At 37.3% G+C, this 11,542-nt stretch carries 13 protein-coding genes; 10 read left to right on the plus strand and 3 right to left on the minus strand.

The annotated features are described in order from the left end of the window. The 6 genes from gltB to ACXJIE_RS08635 form a co-directional block, all read left to right on the plus strand. The coding region (gene gltB / locus ACXJIE_RS08610; protein WP_456480565.1) for a glutamate synthase large subunit at positions 1-4,187 on the plus strand (4,187 nt) is incomplete at its 5' end. Continuing rightward, the gene (locus tag ACXJIE_RS08615) at positions 4,187-5,551 is read left to right on the plus strand and encodes a glutamate synthase subunit beta (RefSeq protein WP_456480566.1); all 1,365 of its coding nucleotides are present in this window, start codon (positions 4,187-4,189) and stop codon (positions 5,549-5,551) included. The genes gltB and ACXJIE_RS08615, both read left to right, overlap by 1 nt. Positions 5,552-5,555: 4 nt before the next feature. Next, positions 5,556-5,843 (plus strand): nucleotidyltransferase family protein, encoded by a 288-nt coding sequence (locus ACXJIE_RS08620; RefSeq protein WP_456480567.1) that lies wholly within the window; start codon positions 5,556-5,558, stop codon positions 5,841-5,843. Next, positions 5,836-6,264: a HepT-like ribonuclease domain-containing protein gene (locus ACXJIE_RS08625; protein WP_456480568.1), complete on the plus strand. Its 429-nt coding sequence runs from the start codon at positions 5,836-5,838 to the stop codon at positions 6,262-6,264. Before ACXJIE_RS08620 ends, ACXJIE_RS08625 begins: the two co-directional genes overlap by 8 nt. Next, positions 6,261-6,965 (plus strand): (Fe-S)-binding protein, encoded by a 705-nt coding sequence (locus ACXJIE_RS08630; protein ID WP_456480569.1) that lies wholly within the window; start codon positions 6,261-6,263, stop codon positions 6,963-6,965. The genes ACXJIE_RS08625 and ACXJIE_RS08630 overlap by 4 nt, the downstream gene beginning before the upstream one ends. Beyond that, positions 6,952-8,256 carry a lactate utilization protein B gene (locus ACXJIE_RS08635; protein WP_456480570.1) on the plus strand — a complete coding sequence of 435 codons (1,305 nt, stop codon included), beginning with the start codon at positions 6,952-6,954 and terminating at the stop codon, positions 8,254-8,256. Before ACXJIE_RS08630 ends, ACXJIE_RS08635 begins: the two co-directional genes overlap by 14 nt. On the opposite strand, the gene ACXJIE_RS08640 is transcribed toward ACXJIE_RS08635, so the two are convergent. Beyond that, positions 8,243-8,461, minus strand: coding sequence for a hypothetical protein (locus ACXJIE_RS08640; RefSeq protein ID WP_456480571.1), 219 nt, complete (start codon positions 8,459-8,461; stop codon positions 8,243-8,245). The genes ACXJIE_RS08635 and ACXJIE_RS08640 overlap by 14 nt on opposite strands. 104 nt (positions 8,462-8,565) lie before the next feature. On the opposite strand from ACXJIE_RS08640, the gene ACXJIE_RS08645 reads away from it, so the two are divergent. Beyond that, a complete protein-coding gene (locus ACXJIE_RS08645; protein WP_456480572.1) occupies positions 8,566-8,889 on the plus strand; it encodes an LUD domain-containing protein in 324 nt (107 codons plus the stop codon). Here ACXJIE_RS08645 and ACXJIE_RS08650 read toward each other — a convergent pair. Both ACXJIE_RS08650 and ACXJIE_RS08655 read right to left on the minus strand, forming a co-directional pair. Then, complete coding sequence (locus ACXJIE_RS08650) at positions 8,882-9,733, minus strand: HD-GYP domain-containing protein (RefSeq protein WP_456480573.1); 852 nt, start codon at positions 9,731-9,733, stop codon at positions 8,882-8,884. The genes ACXJIE_RS08645 and ACXJIE_RS08650 overlap by 8 nt on opposite strands. Then, complete coding sequence (locus ACXJIE_RS08655; protein WP_456480574.1) at positions 9,712-9,936, minus strand: HD-GYP domain-containing protein; 225 nt, start codon at positions 9,934-9,936, stop codon at positions 9,712-9,714. The genes ACXJIE_RS08650 and ACXJIE_RS08655 overlap by 22 nt, the downstream gene beginning before the upstream one ends. Before the next feature lie 59 nt (positions 9,937-9,995). On the opposite strand from ACXJIE_RS08655, the gene ACXJIE_RS08660 reads away from it, so the two are divergent. The 3 genes from ACXJIE_RS08660 to ACXJIE_RS08670 all read left to right on the plus strand — a co-directional run. Beyond that, the gene (locus tag ACXJIE_RS08660) at positions 9,996-10,262 is read left to right on the plus strand and encodes a NifU family protein (RefSeq protein WP_456480575.1); all 267 of its coding nucleotides are present in this window, start codon (positions 9,996-9,998) and stop codon (positions 10,260-10,262) included. A gap of 8 nt (positions 10,263-10,270) precedes the next feature. Then, positions 10,271-10,720 carry a hypothetical protein gene (locus ACXJIE_RS08665; protein ID WP_456480576.1) on the plus strand — a complete coding sequence of 150 codons (450 nt, stop codon included), beginning with the start codon at positions 10,271-10,273 and terminating at the stop codon, positions 10,718-10,720. Continuing rightward, on the plus strand, positions 10,717-11,542 hold an 826-nt coding region (locus ACXJIE_RS08670), incomplete at its 3' end, for an FAD-dependent monooxygenase (protein ID WP_456480577.1). The genes ACXJIE_RS08665 and ACXJIE_RS08670, both read left to right, overlap by 4 nt.

Raw genomic sequence — 11,542 nt, forward strand, 5'->3', positions numbered from 1 at the left:
CTGAGCTGTTTGCAGTCGGAGTTATTTTTTCTAAAAATGAAAAAGACAAAGAAACAATCAAAAACATTTGTGAAAAAAACGATTTAAAAGTACTTTTTTTCAGAAACGTACCGGTTAACAAAAACGCATTAGGAGAGCTTGCGCTTAAAACACTTCCGAATATTTACCATGTGTTTATAGTACCGAATTCAATCAATGCCACAAACCGTTTTGAAGCACTTTTATACCTCACCAGAAGAGAAATAGAAAAAACCATTAACGACGACGATTTTTATATTCCGACTTTCAGTTCTAAAAAAATAGCCTATAAAGGGCTTTTAATGCCTAATCACATCAAGGAGTTTTACCCTGATCTGGCGGATGAGGACTTTAAAGTTTCATTCGCGCTTTTCCATCAAAGATTTTCTACCAATACGCTTCCGGAATGGAGACTCGCACAGCCGTTCAGATTTATAGCGCACAACGGTGAAATCAATTCTATTCAGGCAAACAGATTCAATTCGCTTGTAAAAACCGAATCACTTAAATCGGAAGTTTTCACACAGGAAGAAATTCAAAAAATCATCCCGGTTATAGATTTCAATGAAAGTGATTCAAGCTCACTTGATAAAATGATGGAATTTTTAATGATAAACGGAATGGATTTCTTTAAAGCCGTAAGGGCTCTTATTCCTATGCCTTGGCAAAACGCACCTCATATAGACAGTAAACTTAAAGCGTTTTACGAATATTTTTCCGCAAGATTTGAAGCGTGGGACGGACCTGCCGCAGTTAGTATTACGGACGGAAGATATGTAGCCGTAGTACTTGACAGAAACGGACTCAGACCCGCAAAATACGTAATCACAAAAGACAACAGAATCATTATTGCCAGCGAATACGGTATCCTTGACACACCTGAAGAAAACATTGTAAAAAGAGACAGGCTGCAAAGCGGCGAAATGATAGGAATCGACACCAAATACGGAAAGATATTCTACAACGACGACATAAACGAATACCTTAAAAACTCAAACCCGTACCTTGAGTGGCTGAACGACAATATGATATATCTCCAGGAATTTATCGACGTTCCGTTTTCAAACATAAAAGAATACGAACTAAACGACATAAAAGAAAAACAGAAATACCACGGTGTTACCCTTGAAATAAAAGACCAGGTTGTAAAACCTATGCTAAGAGACGGAAAAGAAGCCGTCGGAAGTATGGGAGACGACACTCCTATAGCGGCGTTTAGCAGCAAACAAAGACCATTTGCGCATTATTTCAAACAGAAATTCGCACAGGTTACAAACCCTCCGATCGATCCTATCAGAGAAAAAATCGTTATGAGCCTTAACACGGGATTCGGTGAGGTGCACGATATATTTGAAGAAAAGCCTGAAGACGCGAAAAGACTGAAAACGGTATCACCTATACTAATTAAAGAAAAATTCGATATTTTACTTTCATACGGAGACGAACACTCGCCTAGATACCAAAGCTGCTATAAACATAAATTTTACTCGACGGCATTTAAAAAAGACTTGAAAAAAGCGCTTGAAAACCTCGCTGAAAATATTATCGAAGATGTCAAAAACGGCATAAGAATCGTCATACTCGACGACAGAAACACAGATAAAGAGCACTTAAGCATCCCTATGGCGATGGCTGTGGGATTTGTCAACAGAAAACTGCTTGAAAGCAGAATCAAACACCTCGTTTCAATCGTATGTGTAAGCGGTGAAGTCATAGATTCCCACAGTGCCGCGGTACTTATCGGATACGGTGCGAACGCTATATATCCTTATCTGCTTTTTGCAACCGCCCTTGAAGAGATAAAAAAAGAAAACCTGAGCACGTTTGAGATGAGAAACAGACTTAAAAACATATACAACGCCGTTAACGGCGGACTTCTTAAAATTATGTCGAAAATGGGTATTTCAACTATTGCAAGTTACAGAAATTCCGCACTTTTCGATGTTTTAGGCCTTAGTGAAAACCTTACAAAAGAGTGCTTTTTCGGATCAAAATCCCTAATCGGAGGGCTTGATTACGAAGATATAGAAAAAAGACTGAGAGACGCCCACAAAAACGCATACGACGACAGCTTTGCGAAAAACTTTAACCTTAAAGTCGGAGGTTTTTACAAATACCTTGTGGGTGAAGAGTATCACGACTTCGGCCCTAAGACGATAAAACTCCTTCACAAATCGTCAATTACGGGAAGCAGACACGATTATCACGAGTTTAAAACTCACCTGAACAGCAGAAACAAAAAAATGATAAGAGACTTTTTTGAACTCAAAAGCGACAGAAAGCCTATAGACATTTCAAAAGTGGAACCTGTTGAAAATATTTTCAAAAGATTTGCGAGTGCCGCTATGAGTTTAGGTTCCATCTCACCTGAAGCACATGAGTGCATTGCGGAAGCAATGAATAAAATCGGCGCACAAAGCAACTCCGGTGAAGGTGGCGAAGACGCGAAAAGATTTAAAACAATCAAAAACTCAAAAATCAAACAGGTTGCATCGGGTAGATTCGGCGTAACGCCTGCGTATTTGGCAAGTGCGGAAGAAATTCAGATAAAAATCGCACAGGGTGCAAAACCGGGTGAAGGAGGACAGCTTCCGGGGCATAAGGTAACGGCTCTGATTGCGAAATTAAGACACACAATGCCGGGGGTTACGCTTATTTCACCTCCTCCTCACCACGATATTTATTCGATTGAGGATTTAGCCCAGCTTATATTCGACCTTAAACAGGTAAACCCGAGAGCCCAGATAGCCGTTAAACTCGTTTCAACCGCGGGAGTGGGAACAATCGCAGCGGGTGTTGCAAAAGCGTATGCTGATAAAATCATCATTTCAGGCGGTGACGGAGGTACCGGAGCGGCGCCTCTTACATCAATCAAATTTGCCGGTAACCCATGGGAAATCGGTCTTAGTGAAGCACATAACGCACTTAAGGAAAACCATTTAAGAGAAATGGTTCATCTTCAAACCGACGGAGGGCTTAAAACGGGGCTTGATATTGTCAAAGCGGCGCTTTTAGGTGCGGAAAGTTACGCTTTCGGTACGGCCGTTTTAGCGGTACTCGGATGTAAAATGTTAAGAGTCTGCCATCTTAACAGATGCAGTGTGGGAATCGCCACTCAGGAAGTCGCTTTAAGAGAGCATTATGTAGGTACGGTTGACAGACTTATAAATTATTTCACACTTTTAGCCGAAGATATCAGAGAGATATTAGCGCATCTCGGATATGAAAAAATGGAAGACATTATAGGTAAAAGCCATCTTCTTAAAGTAATAGACGACGAATTCGCCAAAAAATTTGATTTTTCAAACATATTAAGAAGGGTTGACGGAAAAGATACCCAGCAGGTGGCGTTTAACGAACCTTTCGATAAAAACGAATTCGAACAGGAAATTTTAAAAGAAGTAAACAAAGTTATCCAAAATCCGTCAACTTCAATTACCATAGACAAAGAAATCTGTAACCTTAACAGAAGTTTCGGAGCAAGAATAAGCGGTGAAATAGCCAAATATTACGGAGACGAAGGTCTTAAAGAAGACAGTATCAAAATAAACTTAAAAGGTGTGGCCGGACAGTCTTTAGGAGCATTTTTAGTAAACGGCGTGTCAATTTACCTAAAAGGTGCGGCAAACGATTATGTGGGTAAAGGTATGAACGGAGGTAAGATCGTTATTACGGCCAATACATACAAAGAAAACTTCTCCCTTGCAGGAAACACGTGTCTTTACGGTGCGACAGGCGGTAAACTGTTTGTAGCCGGAGAAGTTGGGGAAAGATTTGCCGTGAGAAACTCAGGCGCTCTTGCAATTGTGGAAGGTACCGGGGATCACGCATGTGAATATATGACGGGCGGTATCGTTGTTATTTTAGGGGAAACCGGAATCAATTTCGGTGCCGGAATGACCGGAGGACTTGCATTTATTTACGACGAAAACCATACGTTTACGGAAAAAATAAACCAAGAGCTTATTGAAGCCAGAAGAGTAGATATCGACGAATTTGACGAAGCGAGACATTATCTCAAAAAACTCTTAAAAGAATACGTAAACGAAACCGGCAGCAATAAAGCCAAAAAAATACTTGAGAATTTCAGAATGGAACTGAGCAAATTCTGGATAGTAAGACCGAAGGAGCTTACAAAAGTTCCTCTAAATCTTGAAAAGGGTGAATAATGCAAAACTTTATACAGATTAAAAGAATAGATCCGAGCAAAAAACCTGTTAACGAAAGGGTTAACTCATACGAAGAGATATATAATTTATACAAAAGTGACGAAGCGGCAAGCCAGGCAGGCAGATGTATACAGTGCGGCGATCCGTACTGCCATACAAGATGCCCTTTGCACAATTACATTCCTTTCTGGCTAAAAGCCGTAAACGAAGGGGATTTGCAAAAAGCGTTTTACCTTTCGAACGAATCTTCACCTTTTCCTGAAATTATGGGAAGGGTATGTCCTCAGGACAGATTGTGCGAAGGTGCATGCACACTTAACGACGGATACGGAGCAATTACGATAGGCTCTATTGAAAAATATATAACCGAAGAAGGATTTAAACAAGGTTTTAAACTCAATTTCAAACCGGTGACAACCAATAAAAAAGTAGCGATAATAGGCTCGGGACCTGCGGGACTCAGCATTGCCACATTCCTTTTAAGAGCTGGTATCGCCGTGGATGTATATGAAAAAGAAAAACGAGCCGGAGGGCTTCTCACATACGGTATTCCAAACTTCAAACTCGATAAAAATGTAGTTCAAAGAAGAGTTGATATGCTTATAAAAAACGGCATGAATCTTATTACACAGACCACTGTCGGAAAAGATATATCATTTGATGAAATATATGAAAAATACGACGCCGTATTTGTAGGTGTAGGAGCTAAAAAATCAAGAATGCCGGGAATTGAAAACGAAAACGCCAAAAACGCATATCCTGCAATGAAATTCCTTGTAAACATACAAAACAAACTTTTCGGTGAAAAATGCGATATAGATGTAAACGATAAAAAAGTCCTTGTAATCGGCGGCGGAGATACCGCAATGGATTGTGTGAGAACGGCAATAAGAGAAAAAGCTCTTAAAGTCACATGTGCCTACAGAAGAGACGAAAAAAGTATGCCGGGAAGCAGGAAAGAATTCTACAATGCAAAAGAAGAAGGTGCAAAATTTATTTTTAACGCAACGCCTAAAAGGGTAATCGTAAATGAAGACTACGAAGTTATCGGCGTTGAAATGCAAAAAACCGAAATCAAAGACAAAAAAGTTGAAATTGTTCCTAATAGCGAATTTATAATTAAATGTGATATTGTTATTTTTGCCCTCGGATTTTCCCATCAAAAACTGGATTTTTTAAAAAAATATGTTGAATTCGACAAATGGGGTGCAATAAAAGTAGATAAAAACTATCAGACAAAAGACAAAAAAATATTTGCCGGCGGCGACGCTATAAGAGGTGCGGATTTAGTGGTAACCGCGGCAAGGGACGGAAGAGAAGCGGCAAAAGCCATTTATAATTTATTAACAGAGAAAAAAGGATAAAATTTTGTTAAACAGACAAAAAGTTTTAAATCTGTTAAAAAAAAATAAAAAATACCTACAAAAAAATTTCGGTGTAAAAGAAATTTTACTGGTGGGCTCATACGCAAGAAACGAACCCACCTCTTCTTCAGATATTGACATTGTTGTGGATATGCCCAGTGATTTTGATAAATTTTTTGAATTAAAACAGTATTTAGAAAAAAATTTAAAACTGCCTGTAGATTTAGCTATAAAAACATCTTTAAGACATTATATAAAAAAAGAAATACAAAAAGACGCAATATATGTTTAGGGATTTATCGTTATATATTATCGATATTTTAATAGCGACAGACAAAATAAACAGATATACAAAAAAAATTTTGAATGTAGAAGATTTAATATCAAATGAAATAATTTTAGATGCAGTTATCAGGGAGCTGATAATTATCGGAGAAATAGTAAATATATTAATCAAAAACAATCTTTTACCAAACGAATATAAAAAAATAGTTGATTTCAGGAATTTTATAGTGCATGGATATTTCGGAATAGATTACAATATAGTATGGGACGTTATAAATAAAAAAATACCAATATTAAACGAAGACATTATAAAAATAATTAAAAACAACAAAATAGATTTAAGTGAAACAATAAACGAATGTATAAAAGATTATTTTCATCAAAAAGAAACAGTAAAATTTTTAAACAAACTAAAAGAACAGGTATGAAAATAGCCCTTCACGTACCCTGTTACATCAACGAGCTTTTTCCTCATGTTGCAAAAGCTTCAACGCTTCTTTTAAGAAATCTAGGCTACAACATAACAATTCCCAAAAACCAGACATGCTGCGGCCAGCCGTTTATAAACAGCGGATTTGAAACCACACTTCCGAATATATACGATAAAATATTCGGAGAATTCGACTGTATTGTCTCACCTTCAAGCAGCTGTGTGAGCACCGTAAAATCCCAAAACTTAAAAATTTCACCGAAAACATACGAACTTATTGACTTTTTACATTCACAAAACCATCTAAACCTTGCAAAAAACCGTAAACCCTTAATACTTCACAATTCATGCCATTCAATGAGACACCTTGATATCGCGGCACCGAGCGAACTTAACATTCCTTATAAAAATAAAATAAAAGAAGTGCTCGGCTGCGAAGTAATTAAAGCTACGAGGGATGAATGCTGCGGATTCGGAGGAGTTTACAGCGTAAAAGAAGGCGAAATGAGCTATATTATCGGCAAAAAAAAACTAAACGATCTCTTAAACAACTGGAAATATAACTTTATCCCCGTAATTACGGGCGTTGATATGAGCTGTCTTATGCATTTAAAAGGTATAGCCGAAAAAGAGAGAATTAACGCCGAATTTAAACATATAAGCGAGATTCTGCTGGAGAGTCTGGATGAAACATTATGAGTTAGCCGTAAAATTTTACAGACAAAAAGGCCCGCGTCACGACAAAAGTCTCTGGGCTATAAGACAAAAAAGAGATAAAGCAATTAAAGAAGTAAAAGAGTGGGAAGAGTTAAGAAATAGGGCTTCGGATATTAAAGATTATGTAATTGAAAACCTGCATTCTTTTGTGGATGAATTTATAAAAAACGCAAAAAACGCCGGGATTGAGGTTGTTTTTGCCAAAGACGCAAAAGAGCACAATGAAACGGTGCTGAAATACCTAAAAGAAATCAACGCCAAAAAAGTGGTCAAATCAAAATCGATGCTGACAGAAGAATGCAAACTTAACGAATACCTCAATGAAAACGGAATTGAGGTAATTGATACGGATCTGGGTGAAAGAATAGTCCAGCTAAGGGGTGAAAAACCGTCTCACATCGTCTTACCTGCAATCCACACCACAAAAGAAGACGTTGCCGAAATTTTAGGCGAAACGAATACAGACCCGACTTATCTGACACATAAAATGAGAAAACTTTTAAGAGAAGAGTTTCTCTCAGCTGATGCGGGGCTAAGCGGTGCAAATTTTCTTGTAGCCGACAAAGGATGGGCGGTGGTTTGCACCAATGAAGGAAACGCGGATTTAGGCGCCGTTTTACCCCCTCTTCATATAATAAGCGTGGGAATTGAAAAAATCGTTCCGAATATGAAAGATTTGGGAGTGTTTTTAAGAATGCTCACCCGTAGCGCCACGGGGCAGAAAATCACAACCTACACCTCAATATTCGGTAAAAAAGAAAACGGAAAAAGGGTTATAATATTAGTCGATAACGGAAGGTTTGAAAGACTCAAAAGCCAATTTAAAGAAACACTCAAATGTATAAGATGTTCGGCCTGTCTTACCACATGCCCGGTATTCAGACGCTCGGGCGGACATTCTTACAGATATACAATACCGGGACCCATCGGAAGCCTGCTCGCCCCTCTAACCGATAAAGAAGAATATTCGGACCTGCCGTTTGCGTGTACGCTTTGCGGAAGCTGTGAGAAGGTATGCCCGGTCAAAATTCCGTTTACAAAACAGCTTATTAATATGAGACACTATGTTAAATCAATGGACAATGAACAATGGAAAATGGAAAATGCAGGAATGAAATTAGCCGAAAAAGCTATGCATTCGCCTAAAATATTTAAACTCTTCAGCACGATTTTACGTTTAACACCAAAACCGCTGCTTAAGAACGCGGCTAAGGAATGGAGCAGATACAAAGCCCTCCCGGCGATTCCTAAAGAGAGGTTTATTTCTTTATAACAGGATGAGAATCTATAACCTCAGCATCAATTACATTTTCATCTTTTTGATTTGATTTATAGCCGCTGAAATTTTGCGTCTGATTTATTTTTTTTCTCATAGCAAAAAAGAAAACAAGCCCCACAATAAGTAAAATTATAAAAAACACCCCGAAAAACAGAAATTTAAAAAAGCCTCCTATCATACCGAAAAAGCCTTTAGCCATACCACCTTTAGACGATACCTTTTCCCATCATCCCTTTCCCTATTCCCATACCTCTCATACAAATTTCCTTATTTTTTTAATATAATAATGCAAAAAGGTTAAAAGTGGATGAATTTATTAAAAATTTAAAACTTGCAGGCGGCGAAATATTGAACGAAATTCCTGATGACTGGTATGTAACCGAAGCGAAATTCGGAGTCGCCGAAAACGGGGCTGTATGGATCGAGCAGTATGAAAAAGATCTGTTCCTAAGTGAAAACGTGGCCGTTAAGATGCCTCAGAAAATATTTCCCACAATGCATGAAACGATTGAAACAGTTGAAAATCCGGGGGTGTTCATATCGGGACCTTCAAAAACAGCCGATGTTGAAAGTTTTTTGGTATTCGGCGCCCACGGGCCTATGAAGTTCGGCATTTATTTTATATAATGTAATCTATCAGTTTTTCAAAATTATAATCAAGCTCTTTTTCTTTAAACACAATATCCAAATCAATTTCGGCATGGTCTATTTTTAAATTAAAAAAAGGCTCTATTTTTTTTAAAAATTTTTCGCTTCCACAAAATCCCAAAAAAACAAACCTTACCACGTTTTCTTTAAAAACATAAACGTCTTTTTTATTCAAAACCTCATTTACCGAATGTGTCGTAAATGTTTTTTTTATTTCCGTTGAAATACGTTTTATAATTTTTTCCACTTCTTCAATGCCGTGTTTTTTATGCAGAATCTGATAATTTTTAACATTCAGTTCCACAAATGTAATTTTAAAACCGCTCTCAACCGCTCTTCTTAATACCAGCATAAGGGCATTTCTGTTTAACAGTCCCGTCAGGGTATCCTCAAAAAACACCTTGTATCTCAGTTTTTGAAGCAGTTTTTCGTTTTTTTTCTCAATATGAAACAGATTATTGCTGATTATTCCGAATTGTCTGATAAATATTAAAAACTTTTCAAAAAGTTCAGGATCAAACTTATATTTCATATTTTTAAGAATATTTACGGCATCGTCAAAACCGAACGCTTCTCTGTAAATTCTGTCCGTTGTCAGGGCGTCAAACACATCGGCCAAAGACAAAACCCTGCTGAAAAAAGGAATGTTTTCCCCTTTTAACCTGTCCGGATATCCGCTTCCGTCATAATTTTCATGATGATGTCTTACAATAGAACCGAGATAGCTAAACTCCGACATTTTATTCACCAGATTTGCACTTAAAACAGGATGATATTTAATAATTTCATACTCTTGCGTATTCAAAGCGGAGGGTTTAAGCAAAACACAGTCGGAATTGCAATTTTACCTATATCGTGAAGCAGGCCGGCAAAATAGACATCCTCAATGTTTTTCATTTCGGAACCGAAAAATTTTAAAAATTCGCTCGCATAAATTGCGACTCTTTCACTGTGCCCTTTTGTATAAGGATCCCTTAACTCTATGGAATAAACAAGCGGCTTTATTTTATCGATTTTTTCCAACATATAAACTCTCTTGATAAAATTTCAAAATTACGGTATATTTTAACAAAAAAAGGCAATTAATGAACTTTGAAGAAATGAATTTAAAAGAAAAAATAGAAGCTATTGAAAAAGTAATACAAAAAGACATTTTACCTATGCTGGCGTTTGACGGCGGAATGGCGGAAGTATTGGATGTCAGGGAAAGCAACGGAGAAACCCATGTGTTTATCAGATACGGTGGTGCGTGTGCGGCATGCAGCAGTGCAGGAGGGGCGACACTTTTTGCAATAGAAGAGACTCTAAGACGCAACTTAAACACGGACAAAATCAGGGTATTTCCCATTTAAGGCTTAAAATGCGGCAAATGGTATTTTACACGCTATCTTTTATCGGGTTCTTTTTCCCATATGTTTTGAAATTTTTAATTTCATCTCCGAATGAAAACATAAAAATCTTTGCGATTTACTGTCTCGGGAAATTTAATCTGATCTATTTTGCAATAGTGATTGTTTTCTTTTTTATGGGGCTGATGAAAAAATTCAGATTCCTAAGAACCGCCCAGATTATGTTTGTAACCGTTTATATAGGATACGTACTTGCAAGCTATTTTATCCTGACAAAAACACATGTTGAAAATTATATTAGCGCACATAAATTAAATGCAAAACTTATAAAAATTTCAGAACTTAAAAATTATCCGAATTTTAAAATCTATTATAAAGAAGGCCAGTGGGCCGCAGTTAAAATACTGCCCGAAAGAAAAAAAGAGCTTCCCTTTAATTACAAAAAGGACAGGGCGCAGTGAAAATCCTGATAATAGGCGGAGGCCCGGCAGGATCAACGGCCGCCAGAATTTTAGCTCCATACTGCAAAGTAACGTTAATCCAAAACGATCCTGAATTTGACAAACCCTGCGGAGGCGGAGTTAAAACAAAAATATTCGAGGAATTTGATATTCCAAAAAATTTAATTAAACACTCCTTAAATTACGTAATTATGAAATACAAAAACACAAACATTTCAATCAACCTTAAAGGTGAAAATTTATCGATTGTAAAAAGATGGGAATTTGACGAAACATTAAGAAAACTCGCTGCAAACGCGGGTGCTAAAATATATTACGGAAGATTCAAACATATTAAAAACAGCAAAGCGTACGTAAGATTCGGACCGGTTGAAATTCCTTTCGAATACGATATTTTAATCGCCGCGGACGGTGTGAATTCAACCGTCAGAAAAACACTTAATCTTCCTAAAATTCCCTCCACAATAACACATTACGCAAGGACGGATAAGTATAACGTAAAAACCTGCGAATTTTTCTTCGATTTCGATATAGGCGGAGAATATTACGGCTGGGCGTTCCCTCATGAAAATTTGACTCACATAGGTACCGTCAGCAGGGAGAATTTTAAAAATTTATGTGAATTTTTAAATATATCCGTTAAACCCAAAGGCTATAAAATCCCCACCTGGCAAAAAGACATTATTATTCAAAAAGAAAATGTTTATTTTGTAGGTGATGCGGCAGGACAGGTAATGCCTTTAAGTTTTGAAGGGATATATTACGCTATGCATTCGGCTAAAATACTGGCGGAATGCATTATAAACCAAAAAGATTATAAGA

The sequence above is a fragment of the Nautilia sp. genome (assembly GCF_053994455.1).

Bases quoted from the DNA above. Each gene is read 5' to 3' on its own strand.
- ACXJIE_RS08665 (WP_456480576.1), top strand. From the start codon at position 10,271: ATGCGGCAAATGGTATTTTACACGCTATCTTTTATCGGGTTCTTTTTC.
- ACXJIE_RS08625 (WP_456480568.1), top strand. From the start codon at position 5,836: ATGTTTAGGGATTTATCGTTATATATTATCGATATTTTAATAGCGACA.
- ACXJIE_RS08635 (WP_456480570.1), top strand. From the start codon at position 6,952: ATGAAACATTATGAGTTAGCCGTAAAATTTTACAGACAAAAAGGCCCG.
- ACXJIE_RS08655 (WP_456480574.1), bottom strand. From the start codon at position 9,936: ATGTTGGAAAAAATCGATAAAATAAAGCCGCTTGTTTATTCCATAGAG.
- ACXJIE_RS08615 (WP_456480566.1), top strand. From the start codon at position 4,187: ATGCAAAACTTTATACAGATTAAAAGAATAGATCCGAGCAAAAAACCT.
- ACXJIE_RS08640 (WP_456480571.1), bottom strand. From the start codon at position 8,461: ATGGCTAAAGGCTTTTTCGGTATGATAGGAGGCTTTTTTAAATTTCTG.
- ACXJIE_RS08630 (WP_456480569.1), top strand. From the start codon at position 6,261: ATGAAAATAGCCCTTCACGTACCCTGTTACATCAACGAGCTTTTTCCT.
- ACXJIE_RS08660 (WP_456480575.1), top strand. From the start codon at position 9,996: ATGAACTTTGAAGAAATGAATTTAAAAGAAAAAATAGAAGCTATTGAA.